This window comes from Rhodoferax sp., assembly GCF_030653815.1.
Lineage (GTDB): Bacteria > Pseudomonadota > Gammaproteobacteria > Burkholderiales > Burkholderiaceae_C > Rhodoferax.
This window is the reverse complement of the sequence record NZ_JAURYQ010000019.1, coordinates 22,441-46,223: the sequence shown is the minus strand read 5'-3', so window position 1 is coordinate 46,223 and position 23,783 is coordinate 22,441. Positions and strand designations below refer to the sequence as shown.

Below are 23,783 nucleotides of genomic sequence, written 5' to 3'. Positions count from 1 at the left end.
ATGGAATCAACCTGAGGAGCTTGCCATGACCGACAACATCGTTCATTTGAATGCCGCTGCAGAAGACTACTTTGGCACGCTTGAGGGCATGAAATACCCGCAAGCCCTGGCTCAACAGTACCCACGCATCGCCCAAACCATCTTCAATCTCAAGGACGATGAAACCCAGCTCCGCGCCTGTTTTGCCTCGCTGATCGAAGACGCGCGTGGTGACCGCCATGGTTTTCCGTTCGACGTCCTGATGGACATCCAGGCGCTGCGCGAAATCATGTTGGGCGACGTCAACCAATTCGTCGCCGATGACACCACCAAGTGGGTGTCCTGACGTCCCTTTGAGCCAGCACCTGCGAGACAGCTTGGCTTAATTCTTGCGTCGTCAGACGCATGAATCCCAGTCTTCGTATTGTTGTTGTCGCACCCGACCTGGACATCGCTGATCCGCAGGACGATCAAGCCATTCGCCAGGTGGATCGCTCGCGCAGCCTGCGCATCGGGCTTCTGGAAAACAGCTTCAACCTGATCGCCACCCTGCCCGCTGATGTGTTCCTGACCGAGCGCCTCGCGCAGCTGCAACCCGACCTGATCATTGTCGACGCCGAAAGCGATGCCCGCGACGCGCTGGAGCATGTGGTGATGGCCACGCGCGACGAGCGCCGCCCGATTGTGATGTTCACCAACGATGACGATACCCGGCATGTCAAGCAGGCCGTGGCCGCCGGGGTCTCGGCCTACATCGTGGCCGGTCTTTCGCCGGAGCGCATTCGCCCGATACTGGACGTGGCGCTGGCACGCTTCGAGCACGAACAGGCCCTGCTGCAGACCCTGGCCAGCACACAAAACGAGCGCGATGAACTGAGCGCCGAACTCAAGGACCGCAAGCTGATCGACCGCGCCAAGGGTCTGCTGATGCAGCGCCAAGGCTTGAGCGAAGAAGAGGCCTTCAGGAAAATGCGCAAGACGGCAATGGACAAGGGCCTGAAACTGGCGGACGTGGCGCAGCGCATGCTCGATGTGGCCGACTTGCTGGGCTGAATTGGTGCGCCGCACAAATACAGTGCAGGACCACACAAGCCAAGTGAATGCACGCTTGAATGCGCCAGTCAGTCCCACTCATAACAAACAGTACTACTGAATTTATAGCAATCTCGCGCATCAATCAAGCTGGCACACAGCTTGCTTATAAATTAACAAGACCAGTAATGGTCGTTTGACCGGTACCACCCAACGGCGGGTGATTCCGGTCTGATCCGGACAAAGGCGTCCCCACGGGTTCGCAACGTGTCACACGTTGCGAACCCTGTGAGGACGCCTTTTTTTTGTTTGTTTTGCCCACCCACCTGTAAAGGAAACTGCCATGACTGATTTTCTGAAACCCAGCCTGAGCCGACGCGCGGTTTTGCAAACGGCCGCCGTGGGCGCCATTGGCATCAGCCCGGCATTGCGCGCGGCCGTCTATGCCGCAGGTTCTGATGCGCCTGAGAAGACCGAGGTCAGGATCGGCTTCATTCCACTGACCGACTGCGCCAGCGTGGTGATGGCAGCCGAACTGGGCCTGGACAAAAAATACGGCGTCAAGATCATTCCCACCAAAGAATCCAGTTGGGCCGGTGTGCGCGACAAACTGGTCAATGGCGAACTGGACTTTGCCCATGTGTTGTGCGGCCTGATTTATGGCGTTCACCTGGGTGTGGGTGGCGCCAAGAAAGACATGGCTGTGCTGATGAACCTGAACCACAACGGCCAGGCCATCACGCTCAGCAAGAAACTGGCGGACAAGGGCGCCGTGGACGGTGCCGGCCTGGCCAAGTTGATGAGCCTGGAAAAGCGCGAATACACCTTTGCCCAGACCTTTCCCACCGGCACCCACGCCATGTGGCTGTACTACTGGCTGGCGGCCAACGGCATCAACCCGATGAAAGACGCCAAGGTCATCACCGTGCCGCCGCCGCAAATGGTGGCCAACATGCGGGTTGGCAACATGGACGGCTTTTGCGTGGGCGAGCCCTGGAACCACCGCGCCATCATCGACGGCATTGGCGTTACCGCCGCCACCACACAGGAAATCTGGAAAGACCACCCCGAAAAGGTGTTGGGCACCACGGCGGATTTTGTCAAAAAATACCCCAACACCGCGCGCGCCGTGACAGCGGCCATTCTGGAAGCCGGCAAGTGGATCGACGCCGGCCTGCAAAACAAGAACAAGATGGCCGAAACCATTGCCGCCAAGTCGTATGTGAACACCAGCGTGGACGCCATCAACCAGCGCATTCTGGGGCGCTACCAGAACGGCATGGGCAAGACCTGGGACGACCCCAACCACATGAAGTTTTTCAATGACGGCGCGGTCAACTTCCCTTACCTGAGTGATGGCATGTGGTTCATGACCCAGCACAAGCGCTGGGGTCTGCTCAAAGACCACCCGGACTACCTGGCGGTGGCCAAACAGATCAACCAGATCGACCTCTACAAACAAGCCGCCACGGCTTCCAAAACGCCGATCCCGAAGGACGTGATGCGCAGCAGCAAGCTGATCGACGGCGTCGTGTGGGACGGCAAGGACCCGAAGAAATACGCCGACGGTTTCAAGGTCAAGGTTTAAGCCTTCACATCACAGGAGTCACACCATGGTCAGTGCTGTTTTTAATCCCTCGCTGCAACACGAAAATGCCGAAGCCGCCAAAGCACCCGTGATGGCTCCGGTCGCCATCGAGAAGGCGCAGGCCACCCCGGCTGCGGAAAAGGCCAAAGCCCCGAGCCAGGCGCTTGACTGGCGTGGCCTCTGGCTGGCCGTGTTGCCACCGGTGCTCGGGTTTAGCCTGCTGATCGGCATCTGGGCGCTGGTGTCGATCAGCACCGCCAGCAGCATCCCGTCGCCCTTTGAGACCTTCAAGCAAGCGGTGGTGATTTTCAGCGACCCGTTCTACCGCAACGGCCCCAATGACCAGGGTTTGGGCTGGAACATTTTGATGTCGCTGGAGCGTGTGGCGCTGGGTTTTGGGCTGGCCGCTGCGGTGGGTATTCCGGCAGGCTTTGCGATTGGCCGGTTTGAGTTTTTGAGCCGCATGTTCAACCCGCTGATCAGCCTGCTGCGCCCGGTGTCCCCTTTGGCCTGGCTGCCCATTGGCCTGCTGGTGTTCAAGGGGGCTGACCCGGCCGCCATCTGGACCATTTTTATCTGCTCGATCTGGCCCATGATCATCAACACCGCGGTGGGTGTGCAACGCGTGCCGCAGGACTACATGAACGTGGCGCGGGTGCTGAACTTGAGTGAGTGGAAGATCGTCACCAAGATCCTGTTCCCCTCGGTGCTGCCTTACATGCTGACCGGTGTGCGCCTCGCCGTGGGTACCGCCTGGCTGGTGATTGTGGCCGCCGAGATGCTGACCGGCGGTGTGGGCATTGGCTTCTGGGTCTGGGACGAGTGGAACAACCTGAACGTCAAGAACATCATCATCGCCATTTTTGTCATTGGCATCGTCGGGCTGATTCTGGAGTACGCCCTGATCAAGATCGCAACCGCCTTCACTTTTGAAGAAGTCAAAACCTGAAACCTTGCGGGACAGACCAAGAGTTACACGCAGTGAAATTTTGCTCTGTCCCCAACTGACCAGTCGCATCAACTTTTGCCTCAAAGGACCATCATGCATGCCAACCAGACCAGCAAGTTCATCGACATCGTCGGTGTCGAGCAAACCTTCAAAACCAAAAAAGGCCCGTTTTGTGCGCTGCGGGACATCCATCTGACAGTGGCCAAGGGCGAGTTTGTGGCCTTGATCGGCCACTCGGGTTGTGGCAAGTCCACCCTGCTCAACCTGATCGCCGGCCTGACCACGCCCACCCAAGGCCACCTGCTGTGTGACAACCGCGAAATTGCCGGCCCCGGTCCGGACCGCGCTGTGGTGTTTCAAAACCACTCCCTGCTGCCCTGGCTCACCTGCTTCGAGAACGTCTATCTGGGGGTGGAGCGGGTCTTTGGCGCCGCCAACAAAACCACGGGCGCGGCCAGCGAAAACAAGGCCCAGCTCATGGCGCGCACCGATGCCGCGCTGGCACTGGTGGGCTTGACCCCCGCCGCACAAAAACGCCCGGGAGAAATCTCGGGTGGCATGAAGCAGCGCGTCGGCATTGCCCGCGCGCTGGCGATGGAGCCCAAGGTACTGCTCATGGATGAACCCTTTGGCGCCCTCGACGCCCTGACCCGCGCCAAACTGCAGGACGAACTGCTGGAAATTGTGGCGCGCACCCACAGCACGGTGGTGATGGTGACGCACGATGTGGATGAAGCCGTGCTGCTGTCCGACAAGATCGTGATGATGACCAACGGCCCGGCCGCCACCATTGGCGAAGTGCTCAGCGTCGACCTGCCACGCCCGCGCAACCGGGTGCAACTCGCCGACAGCCCGCAGTACCTCAAATACCGCAAAGCCGTGATCGACTTTTTGTACACCCGGCAAGCACATGTTGAAAAGGCGGCCTGACATGGACATGCGCATTGAACCCAAAGCAAAAATGAAACTCGTGATGGTCGGCAACGGCATGGCCGGTGTCCGCACACTGGAAGAATTGCTCAAAATCGCGCCGGAGCTGTACGAAATCACCGTCTTTGGCGCCGAGCCGCACCCCAACTACAACCGTATCCTGCTGTCGCCCGTGCTGGCCGGTGAACAAACGCTTGACGAGATCGTGCTGAACGCCTACGAGTGGTACAGCGACAACCACATCACCTTGCACGCCGGCTGGCGTGTGACCTCGGTGGACCGCGTCAAACGGCTGGTGCATGCCCAAAACGCTGCCGGGGAAACGATCAGCACCGAATACGACCGCCTGCTGCTGTGCACCGGCTCCAACCCCTTCATGCTGCCGATCCCCGGCAAAGACCTGCAGGGCGTGATTGCCTACCGCGACATTGCCGACACCCAGACCATGATCGAGGCGGCGACCACCTACCAACACGCGGTGGTGATTGGTGGTGGTCTATTGGGCCTGGAAGCCGCCAACGGCCTGATGCGCCGCGGCATGACGGTCAGCGTGGTGCATGTCCAGCCAACACTGATGGAGCGCCAACTCGACGAAGTGGCGGGCAAGCTGCTGCAAAAATCGTTGGAAGAACGCGGTCTGCGTTTCCTGATGGGGGCACAAACCCAGGCGCTGGTCGGTGGGTCGGAGGGCCGGGTCACCGCCATCAAGTTCAGGGACGGCACACAGGTCCCCGCCGACCTGGTGGTGATGGCGGTCGGCATTCGTCCTAACGTGGAACTGGCCCAATCGATGCGACTGCACTGCGACAAGGGCATTGTGGTCAACGACACGCTGCAAACCATCACCGACGCCCGCATTTACTCCGTGGGTGAATGCGCCGCCCACCGCGGCACCGCCTACGGACTGGTCGCGCCGTTGTTCGAGCAAGCCAGGGTGGCAGCCAACCACCTGGCGCAGTTCGGCATTGGCCGCTATGTCGGGTCGCTGACCTCGACCAAGCTCAAGGTCACCGGCATTGACCTTTTTTCAGCTGGCAACTTTGCCGGTGGCGAAGGTTTTGAGGAAATCATCATGAGCGACCCCAAGGGCGGGGTCTACAAGAAGCTGGTGCTGAAAGACGACAGATTAGTGGGCGCCTGCCTGTACGGCGACACCGTTGACGGCAGTTGGTACTTCAAGCTGCTGCGCGATGGCCGTCCGATTGCCGACATTCGCGACAAGCTGATGTTCGGCGAATCCAACATCGGTGATGCCGGCCACGAGGGCCACAACAAGGCCGCCGCCATGAAAGACAGCGACGAGGTCTGCGGCTGCAACGGCGTGACCAAGGGCACCATCTGCAAGACGATCCGTGAAAAAGGCCTGTTCACACTGGACGAGGTGCGCAAACACACCAAGGCCAGCGCCTCCTGCGGCTCCTGCACCGGGCTGGTCGAACAATTGCTGATCTTCACCGCGGGTGCCGACTACTCGGTCACCCCCAAAACCAAGGCCATGTGCGCTTGCACCGAGCACGGCCATCAGGCGGTGCGCGATGCCATCAAGGCCAACAAGCTGCTCAAAATTGCCGACGTGTTTGCCTTCATGGAATGGAAAACGCCCAACGGCTGCGCGTCGTGCCGCCCTGCCATCAACTACTACCTGCTCAGCACCTGGCCCAAACTGGCCAAGGACGACCCGCAAAGCCGCTTCATCAACGAGCGCTCCCACGCCAACATCCAGAAGGACGGCACCTACAGCGTGATCCCGCGCATGTGGGGTGGCGAGACCACGGCCAGCGAACTGCGCCGCATTGCCGATGTGGTGGACAAATACAAAATCCCGACCGTCAAGGTCACCGGCGGCCAGCGCATCGACCTGCTGGGCGTCAAAAAGGAAGACCTGCAGGCAGTCTGGAAAGACATCGGCATGCCCTCAGGCCATGCCTACGCCAAGGCGCTGCGAACCGTCAAGACCTGTGTCGGCAGTGAGTGGTGCCGCATGGGCACGCAGGACAGCACCCAGATGGGCAAGGACCTGGAGCGCGCCATGTGGCGCATGTACGCGCCGCACAAGGTGAAATTTGCCGTGAGCGGTTGCCCGCGCAATTGCGCCGAGGCCGGCATCAAGGACGTCGGCATCATCGGTGTCGACAGCGGCTGGGAGATGTATGTGGCGGGCAACGGCGGCATCAAGACCGAAGTGGCGCACTTTCTGGTCAAGGTCAAGACCGCCGCCGAGGTGCTGGAGTACACCGGCGCTTTCTGCGAGCTGTACCGCACCGAGGGCTGGTACCTGGAGCGCACCGTGCATTACGTCAACCGCGTCGGCTTGGACTACGTGAAGAAACGCATTGTCGAAGACCACGCCGGGCGCAAGGAACTCTGGGAAAACCTGCAATTCGCCCTGGATGGCGAGCCCGACCCCTGGTTCGAGTTTGACAAGGCCGCCGTCGACACCCGCCAGTTTGACGCCCTGAGCGTTTAAGGAAAACCAACATGAATGAATGGACCCCCATCTGCCGCATCGACGACATTCCGGTGCTGGGCTCGCGGCGCGTGGCTCGCCCCCAGGGCCTGGACGTGGCAGTATTTCGCAACGACCAAAACGGGGTGTTTGCCCTGCTCGACCGTTGCCCCCACAAGGGTGGGCCGCTGAGCCAGGGCATTGTGTTTGGCACCAGCGTGGCCTGCCCCCTGCACAACTGGACGATTGGTCTGTGCACCGGTCAGGCGGCCGCGCCCGATGAAGGCTGCACGCCGCGCTTCGAGGTCAAATGCACAGATGGGCAGGTGTTCCTGAAAACTGCTGAATTAACAGGTCATGCCACCGACCTGACGCGCCCGATGGCAGGCCCGTCGCGCCGCACGGCTTGCGCCTGACACCCACCGCCAAAGGGCTGCCATGACAGACACCCGGTCCACCTGTCCGTATTGCGGCGTCGGTTGCGGCGTGATCATTGAGTCCCGCGGCAACCAGATCACCGGCGTGCGTGGCGACCAGGACCATCCGGCCAACTTCGGGCGCCTGTGCACCAAGGGGTCCAGCCTGCACCTCACGGCCACAGCCGACATCACGGCCCAGGCAAGATTGCTTTCCCCGATGCAGCGCAGCCAGCGCGGCGCGCCGGCGCAACGCATCAGTTGGGACAGCGCGCTTGACCAGGCAGCCAGCCGTTTTGCCGGCATCATCCAACAACACGGCCCCGACGCCGTGGGCTTTTACATCTCGGGCCAACTGCTGACCGAGGACTATTACGTCTTCAACAAGCTCGCCAAGGGCCTGATCGGCAGCAACAACATCGACAGCAATTCGCGCCTGTGCATGAGCAGCGCCGTGGCGGGCTACAAGCAAAGCCTGGGCATGGACGCACCACCCGCGTGTTATGACGACGTCCAGCACGCTGGCACCCTGTTCATCACCGGCAGCAACACCGCTTACGCCCACCCGATTCTGTTCAGGCGCATCGAAGACGCCCGCCGCGCCAATCCGACCCTGAAGATCGTGGTGGTCGACCCGCGTCGCACCGACACCGCGGACATGGCGGACCTGTTCCTGCAAATTCAGCCCGGCACCGATGTCATGCTGCACCACGGCATGCTGCACCTGATGCTGTGGGAGGGCTGGCTTGATGCCGCGTACATGGCCGCCCATACCAACGGTTTTGATGCGCTCAAAGCCTTGGTGCGCGACTGCACCCCAGAGCTGGTGGCGCGCACCTGCGGCATCAGCCAGGCGGCGCTGCTTGAAGCCACCCGCCTGTTTGCCGGCATTTCGGCCAGCGGTCAGGCCCGCACACCGACGCTGAGTCTGTACTGCCAGGGCTTGAACCAGTCCAGCAGCGGCACCGCCAAAAACACCTCGCTCATCAACCTGCATCTGGCCACTGGGCAAATCGGCAAAGCGGGTGCCGGACCGTTTTCACTCACTGGCCAGCCCAACGCCATGGGCGGGCGTGAAGTGGGCGGCATGGCAAACCTGCTCAGTGGCCACCGTGACCTGAATAATGCCGACGATCGCGCTGAAATTGCCGCGCTATGGGGTGTGCCAAGTGTCCCCGGGCAGCCCGGAAAAACGGCGGTGGAAATGTTCCAGGCCGCCGCTGACGGCGAGATCAAGGCCTTGTGGATTGCCTGCACCAACCCGGCACAGTCCATGCCCAACCAGACCCTGGTGCGCCGGGCTTTGGCGCGCTCCGAGTTTGTGGTGGTGCAGGAAGCCTACGCCAGCACCGCCACCTGCACCTATGCCGACCTGCTGCTGCCAGCCAGCACCTGGGGTGAAAAAGAAGGCACGGTCACCAACAGCGAGCGCTGCATCAGCCGCGTCCGCGCTGCGGTGCCAGCCGCCGGTGAGTCGCGCCACGACTGGCACATTGCCACCGACTTTGCCCAGCGCCTCGAAGTGTTGCTGAAGCCGCAGCGCACACTGACCCAGGCGGGCTTGACCCCCCTCTTCCCCTACAGCACGCCGGAAGCGATTTGGCTGGAGCATCGCGAATCCACGCGTGGCCGAGACCTCGACATCACGGGCATGCGTTACGCCCTGCTGGAAGAGTCACCCCAACAATGGCCCATGCCACAAGGCCAAACCCAGGGCCGGGCACGGCTTTATGAGGACGGTATTTTCCCAACCGCTGACGGCAAGGCGCGTTTCATCAGCGTGGCTTACCAGCCGGTTGCCGAACCGCGCAGTGCGCGTTACCCGTTTGCGCTTACCACCGGCCGCCTGCGCGACCAGTGGCACGGCATGAGCCGCACCGGGACGCTGGGCCAGCTGTTTGGTCATGTCAGCGAACCCTGTGTGCAATTGCACCCGCAAGACATGGCGCAGCGCCAGCTCGAGGACGGCGACCTGGTCCACCTCACCAGCGTGCGCGGCTCGGTGCTGGTGCCGGCCCAGGCCAGCCACGAGATCGGCTTGAATCAGGCCTTCATAGCCATGCACTGGGGCGAGGAATTCCTGAGCGGCCAAAGCGCCCAGGGTGAACGCCTGGCCGGGGTCAATGCGCTGACCAGCGGTGTTTTTTGCCCGGATTCAAAACAACCCGAGTTCAAACATACGCCCGTCAAAATCCTCAAAGCCGAACTGCCCTGGCAGCTTCTGGCCGTGGCCTGGCTGCCGGATTCGCAAGGAATCGCCGCCCGGCGTGCACTGCAAAAACTGATGGCGCAATTTGACTTTGCCACCTGTGTCCCGTTTGCCAGCGCGGCCAACAGCAGCCAGGGTGAGCGTAGCGGCCTGCTGTTTCGCGCCGCACGCCATGCCGCACCGGCGCAGGGCCTGCTGGAGCAGATTGAACAACTCTTGCAGCTCCAGGGTCCGGATGCACTGCGCTACTCCGACCCCAAGCGCGGCCAGCAGCGGGTGGCCCGACTGGTCGAGACCGACACCCAAACCGTGCTGGAAGGTTTCATGCTGGCCGGCGACACCCGCGCCCAGCACTGGATCACCACTTTGCTCAAGGATGCCCTGCCCGCCCATTCCTATGGCCGGGCACTGCTGATTCCAGGTGCCACGCCGCCGGTGCCCGTGGTGTCGCGTGGGCAGCAGGTGTGCGCCTGCTTCAACGTGACCGATCTTGCCATTGCCGAACATCTGGCACAAAGTGCCGCAGCGCCAGTGCAGCGTTTGGCATCACTGCAGGCCAGCCTGAAATGCGGCACCAACTGCGGTTCCTGCCTACCGCAACTACAGCGCATGATTGCAAAACATGCCTGAAGTTCGAAGCTCTTGCCCAGGTTGACAGCATCGCGGCGAGGGCGCCGCTCCCACCAGGAGGCTGCGCGCCGTCTGTACGCGGTAACTGACCGGCTACAGCAGGCTCACAGTGACGCCTGTCTTTCATCATTCGGGCTCACTGTATTGACATCACAGCTGACCGGCAAATACACTATATCTGGGCAATAATATAAGTACATACACTAGGTATAGCGTTTATTTATTTTTATTTAGGCCGCCATTTTTGTTCTGGATCAACGAAACTGGGGCTTCAGCCGAATACCATGGCGACTCGTTTTTCAGGAAAGAAAGCATGACACAACACACCACCACCCCCAATTTGACCGCCTTGCAGGTTCAGCCCATCAGCATCGAAGTGTTGATCGAGAAATACAGCAAAGGCACTGAAAAAAGCATAGCCGACGTCAACCAGCGTGTGGCGCGCGCGCTGGCCAAGGTCGAAGCACCCGAACAGCAAGCCCACTGGGAGGCCCGCTTCCTTGACACGCTGGAAGCCGGCTTTTTACCGGCCGGGCGCATCCAGTCGGCGGCCGGCACTGACCTGGCAGCCACTCTCATCAACTGTTTTGTGCAACCCGTGGGCGACTCGATTGCCCACGTTGAAGACGGTCACCCCGGCATCTACACAGCACTGACCGAGGCCGCGGAAACCATGCGTCGTGGTGGCGGTGTGGGTTACGACTTTTCCCGTATCCGTCCACGTGGCGCCTGGGTTGGCAGCACCCAAAGCAGCGCCTCCGGACCCGTGAGCTACATGCGCGTGTTTGACCGGTCCTGTGAAACAGTCGAGTCGGCTGGCGCCCGGCGCGGTGCCCAAATGGGCGTGCTGCGCTGCGACCACCCCGACATCGAGGAGTTCATCCACGCCAAGGACCAAGGCGACCTGAAGAACTTCAACATCTCGGTCGGTGTGTCTGATGAATTCATGAACGCGGTGCAAGCCGATGGTGACTTTTGCCTGGTGCACAAGGCCGAGCCCGGCGTCCCACAAAAAGAAGCCGGGGCCTACCACGACGAGGACAAAGGGGTCTGGGTCTACCGCAAGCTCAAGGCGCGCGTGCTGTGGGACCAGATCATGCGCTCCACCTACGACCACGCCGAGCCCGGCGTGTTGTTTCTGGACCAGATGAACCGCGACAACAACCTGTCGTATTGCGAAACCATTGCCAGCACCAACCCCTGCGCCGAGCAACCGCTGCCACCTTACGGCTGCTGCTGCCTGGGCTCGATCGACCTGACCCGCTTCATCCGGGAGCCGTTCACCGAGTCGGCCAGTTTTGACCGCAAGGCCTTCGCCGAAGTCGCCAAAGTGGCCGTGCGCATGCTCGACAACGTGCTTGACGCGACCGTCTGGCCACTGCCGCAGCAGCAACAGGAAGCCGCTTCCAAGCGCCGCGTTGGCCTGGGCTATACCGGCTTGGGCGATGCGCTGGTGATGCTCAACTTGCGCTACGACACGCCCGCCGCGCGCGACATGGCACGGCAAATTTCAGAATTGATGCGCGACACCGCCTACCTGGCTTCCAACGAGCTGGCGCAAGAGCGCGGTGCCTTTCCGCTGTTCAACGCCGACCTCTACCTGAGCGGCCAGAACTTTGCGTCGCGCTTGCCCGTCGACCTGAAAAAGCGCATTCACAAGCACGGTCTGCGCAATTCACACCTGCTGTCGATTGCGCCCACCGGCACCATCAGCCTGGCTTTTGCCGACAACGCCAGCAATGGCATCGAGCCCGCTTTCAGCTGGACCTACAACCGCAAGAAACGCATGCCCGACGGCGGCTTCAAGGAATATGCGGTAGAAGACCACGCCTGGCGCCTGTACCGCCACCTGTTCGGCGCCGATGCGCCCCTGACCGACGCCTTTGTCACCGCGCTGGAGATGAGTGCGCAGGCCCACGAAGAAATGGTGGCGGCGGTGGCGCCCTTCATCGACACGGCCATTTCCAAAACTGTCAATGTGCCAGCCGACTACCCTTATGCCGACTTCCAGGGTCTGTACACCCAAGCCTGGCAATCGGGTCTGAAGGGCCTGGCCACCTACCGACCCAACTCGGTGTTGGGTTCAGTGCTGAGCGTGACGCCCTCCAACCCTGCGCCCAGTGGCGCCAAGCCGCTGCAAATTGACGGCGCCAACCAGCGCTTGTTGCTGGACCGGCTGCCGGCGCCTGTGCTCTCAAGCCTGCGCTGGCCTGGCCGTCCCGACCTGCCGGGCGGCAACCCGGCCTGGACCTTCATGGTGCACCATCCGTTTGGCGACTTTGCCCTGTTCATCGGTGAGCTCTCGCTGGTCGAGGGTGGCGCACCGCAGCCTTTCGAAGTGTGGGTCAATGGTGCCGAGCAGCCGCGCGGCCTGGGCGCCCTGGCCAAGACGCTGTCAATGGACTTGCGCGCCAACGACCCCGCCTGGCTGCAACTCAAGCTCGACGCCCTGGCCACGGTCAGTGAAGAGCATGCCTTCGAGATGCCGTTCCCGCCCCACGGTGAAAAACGCCTGTTCCCCGGCGTGGTCGCCGCCACCGCCGCGGTGATCCGCTGGCGCTGCGAGCAGATCGCTGCGCAGTCCAGCAAAAAACCCGCTGACAGCAAACCTGTGTACACCCCGGTGATCGATGCCATGTTCAGCCGCAACGAACCCATCACCGGCCCATCCGGCACCCTGGCCTGGGCCGTTGACGTCAACAACCCGGCCACCAGCGAAGACTTCACCGTGACCCTCAAGGAGGTCAACCTGGCCGGCCCCGACGGCAACATGGTGACACGGCCTTGTGCCGTGGGCTTCAGCGGCAATTACCCCAAGGCCATGGACGGCCTGGCGCGCCTGCTGTCACTTGATATGCGGGTGATCGACCCGGCCTGGATCGGCATGAAACTGCGCAAGCTGCTCAATTACGCCGAACCCCTGGGCCACTTCATGGCCTTTGTGCCGGGCCTGCCCAACGGTGAAAAACGCCAGCAGACCTGGCCGTCGACCGTGGCCTATATTGCGCGCCTGATCATCCACCGCTACGCGATGCTGGGCATCCTGAATGAAGAGGGTTATCCGCTGCGCGACATGGGCGTACTCGACACGCCAGAGGCGCGCGAAGCCAGCAAGACCATGGCTGGCAAAACCTGCCCCGAGTGCGGCAACCCCACCGTGATCCACAAGGACGGTTGCGACTTCTGCACCGCCTGTGGCTATGTGGGGCAGTGCGGCTGATTATTTGGCGTCGCGCACCACCAGCACGGGAAGCTTGGTGTGCGACAGCACGGCCTGGGCCACGCTGCCAAGCACCAGTTTCTCCAGCGCATTGCGGCCGTGTGAGCCCATCACGATCAGGTCGGCCTGCAATGACTCACCCGCCTCGACAATGCCGCGCCACGCGGTGTGGGCCTCGACCACCGAGGTGTCGACGTTCAAACCGGCATCGGCAAAAGACTGCTTGGCCAATTTGACCGATTCATTGGCCTCGGCCGTGGCGGCGCTCAAGTACTCGGCCTGACCATAGGCAAAGTCGGTGCCCACGCCAGTAAACGGATACGGGTCAATCACATAGATCACCGTGACCTGGCTGCCAAATGCCTTGGCCAGTGCAGTCGCCTTGCCAACCGCCATTTGTGCCGTCTCTGAACCGTCAACCGGGACCAGAATATGCTTAAACATGACTTGCTCCTTAGAAGAAAAGTTACCAGCGCATTTTGAACCAGATCGTTGAGCACGGCCTGATAAAACGCATGAAATCAATCAAATGTCTTCGGGCACCATCTTGATCGAGCCACAGGGACATTCCGCGACGCAAATGCCGCAGCCTTTGCAGTAGTCGTAGTTGAACTCGAAGCCTTTGCCGGGGCCGAGCTTGATGACCGCGTTGTCGGGACACACACCGTAGCAGTTGTCACATTCAAAACAGTTGCCACACGACAGACAGCGCCGCGCTTCAAACAGCGCGTTGCCTTCATCCAGACCGCCCTGCACTTCTTCAAAGGTGGACTGACGGCGGATGATGTCCAGCATCGGTCGCATGGTTTTGGGCGCATCGCTGTAGTACCAGGTGTTGAGCAAATCGAAGCTGGCCACTTCGGTTTTGGGCACCGGCACATAAGCCGTGCCGCGCAACCAGGCATCAATGTTGCGCGCGGCCTTCTTGCCGTGCCCGATGGCCACGGTCGCGTTGCGGTCGGCAGGCACCATGTCGCCACCGGCAAAAATACCGTCGTGACCCGTCATCATCTGCGCATTCACCTGCACCACCCCGTCTTGCACCGCCATGCCCGGCACGCCATCGATCAGTGACAGATCCACATCCTGGCCCAGCGCCAGCACCACCGAGTCGGCTTCCAGCGTTTCGAACTCGCCGGTCGGCTGCGGAAAACCTTTGTCGTCCAGCGCCATTTTTTCGACCGTGATGGACGACTCACCGGCTTGCTTGATGGTGGACAGCCATTTGATCATGACGCCCTCTTGCAGCGCTTCTTCGACCTCGAAATCATGCGCAGGCATCTTGTCGCGGTTGCGCCGGTAGACAATGATGGACTCGGTCGCGCCCAGCCGCTTGGCAGTGCGCGCCACGTCAATGGCCGTGTTGCCGCCGCCATACACCACCACGCGCCGACCCAGCAAGGGTTTGTCTTCACCTTCCATGGAACGCAGCACCGACACCGCATCCAGCACCTTGGCGGAATCACCAGCCGGAATGTAGGCCCGTTTGGCAATGTGCGCACCCACGGCCAGAAACACGGCATCAAAGCCGCCAGACTCTTTGGCCTCCAGCACGTTGGCCACCTTGGTGTTGTACTCAATGCGCACACCCAAATCAACAATGCGCTGCACCTCGGCGTCAAGTACCTGGCGCGGCAGGCGGTATTGCGGAATGCCAAAGCGCATCATGCCGCCCGGCAATGGCCCGGCCTCGATCACGGTGACCGCATGGCCCAGCCGCGCCAACTGGTAAGCCGCCGACAGGCCCGAAGGTCCGGCGCCGACCACCATGACTTTTTTACCCGAACTGGCGGCAGGTTTGGGAAACTGCCAGCCTTGTTTGATGGCTTCATCACCCAAAAAGTGTTCCACTGAATTGATGCCCACAGCCGAATCGAGCTGTGCCCGGTTACAGGCACCCTCGCAGGTGTGGTAACAGACGCGACCCATGATGGCGGGAAACGGGTTGTCTTCGACCAGTGTGCGCCAGGCTTCCTGGTAGTTGCCCGATTCGGCATGAAACAGCCAGCCCTGGATGTTTTCACCGGCGGGGCACTGGTGGTTGCACGGGGGTTTGCGGCTCAGATACACCGGGCGCTCGTTGCGCCAGGAGCCGGTATGGTTGGCCAGCGAGCTGCCGACATCGAGTGTGATGGCAAAAGGTTTTTGCATGGTCATTCCCCTAACAGGCCAAAACGGCGGATGTTGCGATCGGCGCGCGCCTGCAAGCGCGCCAGCGTGGCCACATCGGGCTTTTTGCCAAACAAATGCGCAAAGCGCTTTTGCGGCTTCAGGTAGTCTTCCACCGGCACCTGGCGGCGGATTTTGAGCACGCCGGTGACCTCGCCGCGCTCAGCCTCGAACACCGGAAAAACACCACTCTCCACGGCCAGACGCGACAACTTGATGGTGTCATGCGAGGCCGCACCCCAACCCAGCGGGCAAGGCACAAAGATGTGGATGTAACGCGCGCCGCGCATCGACATGGCCTTGGTCACCTTGTATTCCAGGTCGTGCAAATCAGCCACGGTGGCGGTGGCCACATAGGGGATCTCGTGCGCCATGGCGATCTGCGGGACATTTTTGCCCTGGCCAAATTCATTCCCTGGATGCTCCCCCACGGCCATGGTGGTGGCCGTGCGTGCCGCCGGCGGCGTGGCGCTGGAGCGTTGCACGCCGGTGTTCATGTAGGCCTCGTTGTCATAGCAGATGTAGAGCACGTCGTCGTTGCGCTCGAACATGCCGCTCAAGCAGCCAAAGCCGATGTCGGTGGTGCCACCGTCGCCGCCTTGCGCCACCACCCGCACGTCGGTCCGGCCCTTGGCTTTCATGGCGGCCGCAATGCCGGTGGCCACGGCGGCGGTGTTGCCGAACAGCGAGTGGATCCAGGGTATTTGCCACGAGGTTTCGGGGTATGGCGTGGAAAACACCTCCAGGCAACCGGTGGCATTGGCGGCGATCAACTGGCCGTTGGTGGCCGCCATGGCGGCATCAATGGCATAACGTGCGCCCAGGGCCTCGCCGCAGCCTTGGCAGGCGCGGTGACCGGAGTTGAGCGAATTGCTGCGCGTCGCACCCGACTGCAGGCTGCGTTGCTCGGGGGCGAGCAAGCGGTTGCCGACGGTGAAGGTGCCGGTTTGGTAAAACTTGACCAATGACTGTTCCATGATGATCCTTTCAGTTCAGTGGGACATCAGGCGCCGGGTGCCGACGCCGTGCCCATGTCGCGCAGGATGCCCTCGGCGATCGGACCGGAACGACGCTGCGATTTTTCGCGTTCCAGCACCCGGTTGACCACCGCCCAGTCCAGGTCCAGAAAGGTCAGCAATTCCAGCTTGTCGGCAATGGCGTCCAGCAACAACTGGTGCACCGAGGTTTTGGTGATGGGACGCCCACCCAAACCAGCCACCACGGTCAGCACCGGCTGCGGGCGGTTGCGCACGGCACTGCGCACATCGCGCGACACAATACCGCCAATGCCCACGGCAAAACATTTCTCGATGACCACAATGCGCTTGGCATGGGCGGTGGCATCACGAATGGCAGAAATGGGAAACGGACGGTACGAGGTGATACCGAGCACACCCACTTTGACGCCCTCGGCGCGCAGGTCGTCCACGGTGTCCTTGATGGTGCCCAGGACTGAGCCCAGCGCAATCACGATGGTATCGGCGTCTTCGGTTTGGTAGGTCTTGATCAGGCCACCCGAGTCGCGGCCAAATTCCTGTTTGAACTCAGCGGCAATCTGCGGAATCAGGTCAAGTGCCTGCATTTGCTTGGCATGGGCCAGGTAACGCACCTCGGTAAAGGCCTCGGGGCCGACCATGGCACCAATGGTGACCGGGTCGTTGGGGTCGAGCACCTGGCGCGGCTCATAGGGCGGCAAAAACTTGTCCACCTGTTCCTGGCTGGGCATGTCCACCCGCTCGTAGGCGTGGGTCAAAATAAAACCGTCCATGCACACCATCACCGGCAGCGACAGCTCCTCGGCAATCTTGAAAGCCTGGATGTGCAGGTCGAGTGCTTCCTGGTTGGTTTCGGCAAAAATCTGCAGCCAGCCGGCATCGCGCATCGACATGCTGTCGGTGTGGTCGTTCCAGATGTTGATGGGCGCGCCAATGGCGCGGTTGGCCACCGTCATGACAATCGGCAAGCCCAGACCTGAAGCGTTGTAAACCGCCTCGGCCATGAACAACAAGCCCTGGCTGGCCGTGGCGGTGTAAGAGCGTGCACCCGCCGCAGAAGCGCCGATGGCCACGCTCAGGGCGGCGAATTCCGACTCGACGTTGACAAACTCGCAGGACGTCAGATCACCCGACTTCACCATCTGCCCCAGGCCTTCGACGATGTGGGTTTGCGGCGAAATGGGGTAGGCACAAATGACCTCAGGGCGGCTCAGCGCCACGGCCTTGGCTACGGCATGCGAGCCTTCGCATTGTTCAAGCATGGTGTGTCTCCTGGGCGGTCTGTTGCATGGCGGTGTTGTAAGCTTGTTCGGCGGCGGCCTTGTTGCCTAAAGCGACCGCGCCCTTGAACTTTTGATCAATGGCGCTTTGCACGGCTTCGAGTGAAATCAACGCACACAGAGCCGCAAAGGCCCCCAGCAAAGGCACGTTGGGCACGGCACGCCCCACATGCTTCATGGCCAGCTCGGACGCTGGCACCGTCAGCAGGTGTTCCGGCTTGAAGTCCTTGACGAACTCGCCCAAACCCAGCTCGGCAAAGCTGCGCGTGGTGTTGATCAGGATATAGCCGTCCTTTTTAAGACCGCTGAAGACGTCGACCTGGTGCAAAAGGGTCGGATCCTGAATGATGATGGCATCGGGTTGCATGATGGGTTCACGCAGCCGGATTTCCTTGTCATCCATGCGGCAAAACGCCACCACGGGAGCACCCGTGCGCTCGGATCCAAAACTGGGGAAGGCCTGCGCATGCCGACCCCCCTGAAACGCAGCGATGGACATCATCTCTGCACCCGTGACGACCCCTTGGCCGCCACGTCCGTGAATGCGAACCTGAAACATGTTGTCTCCTCGTGTGTTGGCGGCTCAAACAGGCGAAGTGTCTGCGGCCTTTGTTCAACAGGCTGAATGATGATACGACGACAAGCGGAATGGTTGATTTGGATCAAACTCTTCTGCGATAAGGAAATCAATTTCACATCGCAGAATTCTGATTTTTGTCAAGGTGAAAAAGTGGCTGCTTGGGTATGATGAATTCTTTATAGGAATATATCGATGCCCGCATTGCAATGGACCGACTCACTGGCGCTTGGCTTGTCCGAGATGGACACCACCCACCAAGAATTTGTGGCGCTGCTGGCGCAGGTCGTCCATGCCCCGGACGACGCCTTGCTGCCGCTGTGGCGCGACTTGGTGGCGCACACCGACGATCACTTTGCACGTGAAGACCGATGGATGCAAAGCACGGGTTTCGCCGCCAGCAACTGCCACACCAGCCAGCACAGGGTAGTGCTTCAAGTGCTGCGCGAAGGCGACAAACGCGGCAGCGCAGGCGAGCTGGCCGTGGTACGGCAAATGGCCGATGAACTGGGCACCTGGTTTCCCATGCATGCCCAGGCCATGGACGCCGCGCTGGCGCTGCACTTGCGCAATGTCGGCTTCGATCCGGTGACAGGCCAGGTGACCCTGCCCCGAGCCCTGCCAAGCGAAGTCATTCAGGGTTGCGGCGGTGCCACCTGCTCCACCGGCGCAGCAGCGACAGTCGATACGGCCGTTGCGGCCTGAAAAAGCGCCCGGTCAATCCAGCAGCGCGGCATAGACCAGGTCACGAAACAGCATGCGGTAGTACTCGCGCTGGTTTGGCGCCTGCAGCATCAAGATGCCAAACAGGTCCAGCGCCGGGTCAACAAAGAAAGTGGTGCCGGCCAGCCCGCCCCAAAAGTAGGTGCCCACGGAACCTGGGACTGGTGCCACCCCAAGATGTTTGCGCACGGCAAAGCCCAGGCCAAAACCGTGCCCGGCAGGTAGCAACGAGCGCGAACCCGCACTGAACACCGGTATGTCTCCCAGATGGTCCGTGGTCATGAAATCCACTGTGCGCGGGCCCAGCAGACGCACGCCGGCCAGTTCGCCACGGTTCAACATGAACTGCAGAAAGCGGGCGTAGTCCATGGCCGTGGACGCCAAGCCCCCGCCACCGGAGGCCAGCGCCGCGTCGGCGCGGACGTCGATCACGCGCATCTGCACGCCGCCATCGGGGTCGCGTGCGAAGGGCTCGGCAATCAACTCGTGGTGCTGCTCGGCCACGGCAAAAGCGGTATGGTGCATGCCCAGCGGCTCGAAAATGCGCTCGCCCAAAAAAGCTTGCAGTGTCTGCCCCGAAATCACCTCGATGACGCGCCCCAGCACGTCGGTGGCACGGCTGTACTCAAAGGCGCTGCCGGGCTCAAAAACCAGCGGCAGGGCCGCCAGTTGTTGGGTGAATTCAGCCAGACTGCGTTCGCGTGAGCCAATGCGCAACTGGCTGTACTGGCGCTGCACCGGGCTGCTGCCCAAAAACTCATAGGTCATGCCGGCGGTGTGGCGCAGCAAGTCATGCACGGTGGCAGCACGCCCGACCGGCTGCAATTGCACGGCACCCACCTCCAGCGTGGCCACCTGCTGCGCCGCAAATTCCGGCAAGAACTTGGCCACCGGGTCGCTCAGCAGCAATCGACCCTCTTCCATCAGCATCATGATCGCCACCGAGACAATCGGCTTGGTCATGGAGTAGATGCGAAAGTGGGCGTTCGTCGTCATGGCCACGCCGGTGGCCGGGTTAAGCTGGCCCACACTTTCAAACAAGGCCACCTGGCCATGCCGCGCCACCACCGCCACCGCACCAGGCAGGCGTTTTTTATCGGTCTCGCTTTTCAGGACTTCCATCAGCCGCTGCAATCGCTGCGGGCTCAGGCCCACCTTCTCCGGGGCTACCATGTGCAAAGTCATCACATCTCCAGTATTTAAATAAAAATCCTCAAGCCACGGGTACATCATGCGCATAGGTCGGCAGACCGGCACCACAATGGCGGCAATAGTTGGCATCGGGCATGTGGCCCTCGGTCAGGCACTCCTGGCAGGTCCGGGTGGTCACAGGCGACCGTCGTGCATAGGTCATCTCGGCCGTCACGATGCCGGTTGGCACCGCCAGCGTGCCCCAGCCCAGCAACATCATGGCCGATGCAATCAAGCGTCCCAGGTCGGTCTTGGGCGTGATGTCACCAAAACCCACCGTGGACATGGTGGTGATGGCCCAATACACCGAGATGGGAATACTGGTAAAGCCGTTGGCGGGGCCTTCGACCACGTACATCAAGGTCCCCACCACCAGCACAATCATCAACACCGCCGTCAGAAACACCATGATCTTGCGCCGGCTGGCGCGCAAGGCCTGACCCAGCACCTGGTATTCCGACACGTAAGCCGTCAACTTGAAAACCCGAAACACCCGCAGCAGCCGCAGGATGCGCACGTCGACCAGCACACCGACTTCCGGCACCAGCAGCGCCAGGTAGGTGGGCAACACCGCCAGCAAGTCCACCACACCATAAAAGCTCAGGACGTAGCGCCAGGGGTGACGCACGCACATGAGGCGCGCGACATATTCAATCGTGAACACCAGCGTGAAAAACCACTCGGCCAGCGTCAACCACCCATGAAAACGCACATTGATGTGCTCAACGCTATCAGCCACCACCACGGCCACACTGGCCAGTATGACCGCAATCAGCACTTGGTCAAAGCGGCGACCGGCGCGGGTATCCGCTTCGAAAATGATGGTGTACAGCTGCAAGCGCCAGCCTGTCAGCGGTTTGCCGAGTTCATCTGTTTTTGAGTTTGCCATCCGGGTCCTGCGGGTCGATTCGACAGCTCGGATTTTGACACCCAGAACCTTTCATGGCATGTTTTCTGCTTGGTTTTTTCAACCTTGCTCATGAATGGACTGAACGTATGGGATCATGCATTTAATGCATAAATCTCAAGCGTAAACCCGGATATCACGGCAATTGCTGCACTGCTACAGTGCAAAACTTGTTGATTGACCCTCAGGTTTGGTCAACATCATGAGGTTTTTATTTTTTAACTGGAGTCATCACACATGGAAATGCGCAATCTAAAAAATGCGGCTGTCGTTGCAGCGGTACTGGGCACGCTGGCGGCAATTCCGGCACATGCTGGCAAAACGCTGGACGGCATCAAGGCCCGCGGCCAAGTGGTCTGTGGCGTGAACACCGGCCTGGCTGGTTTCGGCGCTGCTGACTCCAACGGCAAGTGGACGGGGCTGGACATCGATATTTGTCGCGCCATCGCCGCTGCCACCTTGGGCGACCCCGAGAAAGTCAAATATGTACCGCTGAACGCGCAACAACGCTTTACCGCCTTGCAGTCTGGCGAAATTGACGTGCTGTCGCGCAACACCACCTTTACCCTGACCCGCGACGCCTCACTGGGTCTGCATTCCACGGTCACCACCTATTACGACGGCCAGGGTTTCATGGTCCCGGTCAAGAGCAAGATCAAGAGCGCCAAGCAGCTCAAGGGCCAAACGGTGTGTGTGCAGTCTGGCACCACAACCGAGAAAAACATGACCGACTATTCCAAGGCCAATGGTTTGAACATCAAACCGGTGGTGTTTGAAAAGCTCGAAGCGGCGGAAAACGCCTATTTCACCGGCCGCTGCATTGCCTACACCACCGACGCCTCCGGCCTGGCCTCGACCCGCAACAAGGTGGCCAAGGTGCCGGCTGATCACGTCATCCTGCCGGAGCTGATTTCCAAAGAGCCCCTCGGGCCCGTCGTGCGCCGCGGTGACGACGAGTGGTTTGCCATTGTCAAATGGACGATCTACGGTCTGCTCGAAGCCGAAGAGTACGGCATCACCCAGGCCAATGTGGACAGCCTGAAAACCGCCAGCAAGGACCCCGTGGTCACCCGTATCCTGGGTGTCTCGGAAGACACCGGCAAGTTGCTCGGACTGAGCAAGGACTGGATGGCCAACGCGGTCAAGGCGACCGGCAACTACGGTGAAATTTTCGAACGCAATGTGGGTCCCAAGTCAGCCCTGGGTTTGCCCCGGGGTGTCAACAACCAGTGGAACAAGGGCGGCCTGATGTACGCCTACCCGGTCCGTTAAACCCACCCTGCCAGCCCGAGAAGCGCCGCCTGATATCGCCACAAGCGAATCTCGCGGCGCTTTTTTTGATGGATGCCAAGCACCATGACACCACAAACTCCTCCCAAAAAAAATAACTGGTCCTGGCGCAGCCAAGCCTTTCGGGGCCTGATCTACCAACTGATCGCCATCACGGCCATCGCGGGTGTGGCCTGGTTTCTGGCGCACAACACGCTGGAAAACATGCGGGTGCGCGGGATCCAAAGTGGTTTTGACTTTCTGAACCAGGCGGCCGGCTTTGACATTGGCGAAAGCCTGTACCCCTTTGACTCGGGCGAACCCTACTGGCGCGCCTTTCTGGTCGGGGTCACCAACACGCTGCGCGTGGCCGTGCTCGGCATCATCCTGGCGACCATCCTTGGCACCCTGCTGGGCGTGGGCCGCTTCTCGCGCAACGCCTTGGTGCGCGGTCTGTGCCTGGCCTATGTGGAATTCTTCCGCAACATCCCGGTGCTGCTGCAACTGCTGATGTGGTACGTGATCCTGACCGAGGTTCTGCCCGCTGCAACTGATGCCTGGACCGTGGGCCCCCTCTTTCTGAGCAAGGGTGGCCTGAACTACCCCATTCCGGTGTGGGGCACCGGCCAGCTTTGGGCGGCTTATGGGCTGCTGCCCGGCTTGTTGCTGGGCTGGGCCTACCGGCGCTGGGCGGTCCGGCAATTTGAGGCCACTGGCCAAGCCCGCAGCATGGTGCTGCTGCCACTGTTGATTGTCCTGCTGGCCAGCGTGGCGGGTTGGGCGCTGGGTGGTGCGCCCACCGATTTCAACCGCCCTTTCAAAGGCGACTTTTCAATTGAAAACGGCGGTGCCCTGACGCCGGAGTTCCTGGCCGTCTTGATGGGCCTGTCGCTTTACACCGCAGCCTTCATTGCCGAGGTGGTGCGCGGCGGCATTTCATCGGTGGCGCGTGGCCAGGGCGAGGCTGCCTCGGCCCTTGGCCTGAACCGTAAGCAGGAAATGCGCTTGGTGATGCTGCCGCAAGCCCTGCGCGTGATCATTCCGCCTCTGACCAACCAATATTTGAACCTGACTAAAAATTCGTCACTGGCAGTGGCCATTGGCTACCCCGATGTGGTGTCGATTGCCAACACCGCGCTCAACCAGACCGGCCGCGCAGTGGAATGCATTGCCATCGTGATGTTGGTGTACCTGATCACATCGCTGGGCACATCCCTGTTGATGAACTGGTACAACAGCCGCGCCGCCATCAAGGAACGTTGAAAGGAAGACA

The 23,783-nt window shown here is 61.0% G+C and carries 19 protein-coding genes; 12 read left to right on the top strand and 7 right to left on the bottom strand.

Translation table 11 applies throughout. From position 1 onward, the window contains the following. Positions 1-25 precede the first annotated feature (25 nt). The 9 genes from Q7U49_RS07000 (at position 26) to Q7U49_RS06960 (ending at position 13,399) form a co-directional block, all read left to right on the top strand. Positions 26-325 carry a hypothetical protein gene (locus Q7U49_RS07000; RefSeq protein ID WP_304763442.1) on the top strand — a complete coding sequence of 100 codons (300 nt, stop codon included), beginning with the start codon at positions 26-28 and terminating at the stop codon, positions 323-325. Positions 326-384: 59 nt separating this feature from the next. Then, positions 385-1,032: an ANTAR domain-containing response regulator gene (locus Q7U49_RS06995; RefSeq protein WP_304763441.1), complete on the top strand. Its 648-nt coding sequence runs from the start codon at positions 385-387 to the stop codon at positions 1,030-1,032. A gap of 322 nt (positions 1,033-1,354) precedes the next feature. After that, positions 1,355-2,599 carry a CmpA/NrtA family ABC transporter substrate-binding protein gene (locus tag Q7U49_RS06990; protein ID WP_304763439.1) on the top strand — a complete coding sequence of 415 codons (1,245 nt, stop codon included), beginning with the start codon at positions 1,355-1,357 and terminating at the stop codon, positions 2,597-2,599. 91 nt (positions 2,600-2,690) lie between these two features. Continuing rightward, entirely contained in the window at positions 2,691-3,548 is an 858-nt protein-coding gene (gene ntrB / locus Q7U49_RS06985) for a nitrate ABC transporter permease (protein ID WP_370653975.1), read from the top strand. Positions 3,549-3,641: 93 nt separating this feature from the next. After that, a complete protein-coding gene (locus Q7U49_RS06980) occupies positions 3,642-4,478 on the top strand; it encodes an ABC transporter ATP-binding protein (RefSeq protein WP_304763436.1) in 837 nt (278 codons plus the stop codon). A gap of 1 nt (position 4,479) precedes the next feature. Next, on the top strand, positions 4,480-6,945 hold the full coding sequence (gene nirB, locus Q7U49_RS06975) for a nitrite reductase large subunit NirB (RefSeq protein WP_304763435.1): 2,466 nt from the start codon (positions 4,480-4,482) through the stop codon (positions 6,943-6,945). 11 nt (positions 6,946-6,956) lie between these two features. Further along, a complete protein-coding gene (gene nirD, locus Q7U49_RS06970; protein ID WP_304763434.1) occupies positions 6,957-7,340 on the top strand; it encodes a nitrite reductase small subunit NirD in 384 nt (127 codons plus the stop codon). A gap of 22 nt (positions 7,341-7,362) precedes the next feature. Then, the gene (locus tag Q7U49_RS06965; RefSeq protein WP_304763432.1) at positions 7,363-10,179 is read left to right on the top strand and encodes a nitrate reductase; all 2,817 of its coding nucleotides are present in this window, start codon (positions 7,363-7,365) and stop codon (positions 10,177-10,179) included. Positions 10,180-10,492: 313 nt separating this feature from the next. Further along, a complete protein-coding gene (locus tag Q7U49_RS06960) occupies positions 10,493-13,399 on the top strand; it encodes an adenosylcobalamin-dependent ribonucleoside-diphosphate reductase (RefSeq protein WP_304763430.1) in 2,907 nt (968 codons plus the stop codon). On the opposite strand, the gene Q7U49_RS06955 is transcribed toward Q7U49_RS06960, so the two are convergent. From Q7U49_RS06955 to Q7U49_RS06935, 5 genes are all read right to left on the bottom strand, one after another. Then, positions 13,400-13,843, bottom strand: a complete 444-nt coding sequence (locus Q7U49_RS06955) for a universal stress protein (protein WP_304763428.1) — start codon at positions 13,841-13,843, stop codon at positions 13,400-13,402. Positions 13,844-13,924: 81 nt separating this feature from the next. After that, a complete protein-coding gene (locus Q7U49_RS06950) occupies positions 13,925-15,550 on the bottom strand; it encodes an NAD(P)-binding protein (RefSeq protein ID WP_304763426.1) in 1,626 nt (541 codons plus the stop codon). A gap of 2 nt (positions 15,551-15,552) precedes the next feature. Next, complete coding sequence (locus Q7U49_RS06945; RefSeq protein ID WP_304763424.1) at positions 15,553-16,545, bottom strand: thiamine pyrophosphate-dependent enzyme; 993 nt, start codon at positions 16,543-16,545, stop codon at positions 15,553-15,555. Positions 16,546-16,571: 26 nt separating this feature from the next. Next, positions 16,572-17,825, bottom strand: a complete 1,254-nt coding sequence (locus Q7U49_RS06940) for a transketolase C-terminal domain-containing protein (RefSeq protein ID WP_304763422.1) — start codon at positions 17,823-17,825, stop codon at positions 16,572-16,574. Beyond that, the gene (locus Q7U49_RS06935; protein WP_304763421.1) at positions 17,818-18,402 is read right to left on the bottom strand and encodes a 2-oxoacid:acceptor oxidoreductase family protein; all 585 of its coding nucleotides are present in this window, start codon (positions 18,400-18,402) and stop codon (positions 17,818-17,820) included. Before Q7U49_RS06935 ends, Q7U49_RS06940 begins: the two co-directional genes overlap by 8 nt. A 213-nt stretch (positions 18,403-18,615) precedes the next feature. Between Q7U49_RS06935 and Q7U49_RS06930 the strand changes: the two genes are divergently transcribed. Further along, complete coding sequence (locus tag Q7U49_RS06930) at positions 18,616-19,125, top strand: bacteriohemerythrin (protein ID WP_304763419.1); 510 nt, start codon at positions 18,616-18,618, stop codon at positions 19,123-19,125. Between the two features lie 12 nt (positions 19,126-19,137). Here Q7U49_RS06930 and Q7U49_RS06925 read toward each other — a convergent pair whose 3' ends face one another. Continuing rightward, positions 19,138-20,328: a serine hydrolase gene (locus tag Q7U49_RS06925; RefSeq protein WP_304763417.1), complete on the bottom strand. Its 1,191-nt coding sequence runs from the start codon at positions 20,326-20,328 to the stop codon at positions 19,138-19,140. Positions 20,329-20,356: 28 nt separating this feature from the next. Continuing rightward, entirely contained in the window at positions 20,357-21,223 is an 867-nt protein-coding gene (locus tag Q7U49_RS06920) for an ion transporter (protein ID WP_304763416.1), read from the bottom strand. Positions 21,224-21,484: 261 nt separating this feature from the next. On the opposite strand from Q7U49_RS06920, the gene Q7U49_RS06915 reads away from it, so the two are divergent. Then, positions 21,485-22,513, top strand: coding sequence for an amino acid ABC transporter substrate-binding protein (locus tag Q7U49_RS06915; protein ID WP_304763472.1), 1,029 nt, complete (start codon positions 21,485-21,487; stop codon positions 22,511-22,513). Positions 22,514-22,597: 84 nt separating this feature from the next. Further along, a complete protein-coding gene (locus Q7U49_RS06910) occupies positions 22,598-23,773 on the top strand; it encodes an amino acid ABC transporter permease (protein ID WP_304763415.1) in 1,176 nt (391 codons plus the stop codon). The last annotated feature ends 10 nt before the right edge of the window (positions 23,774-23,783 follow it).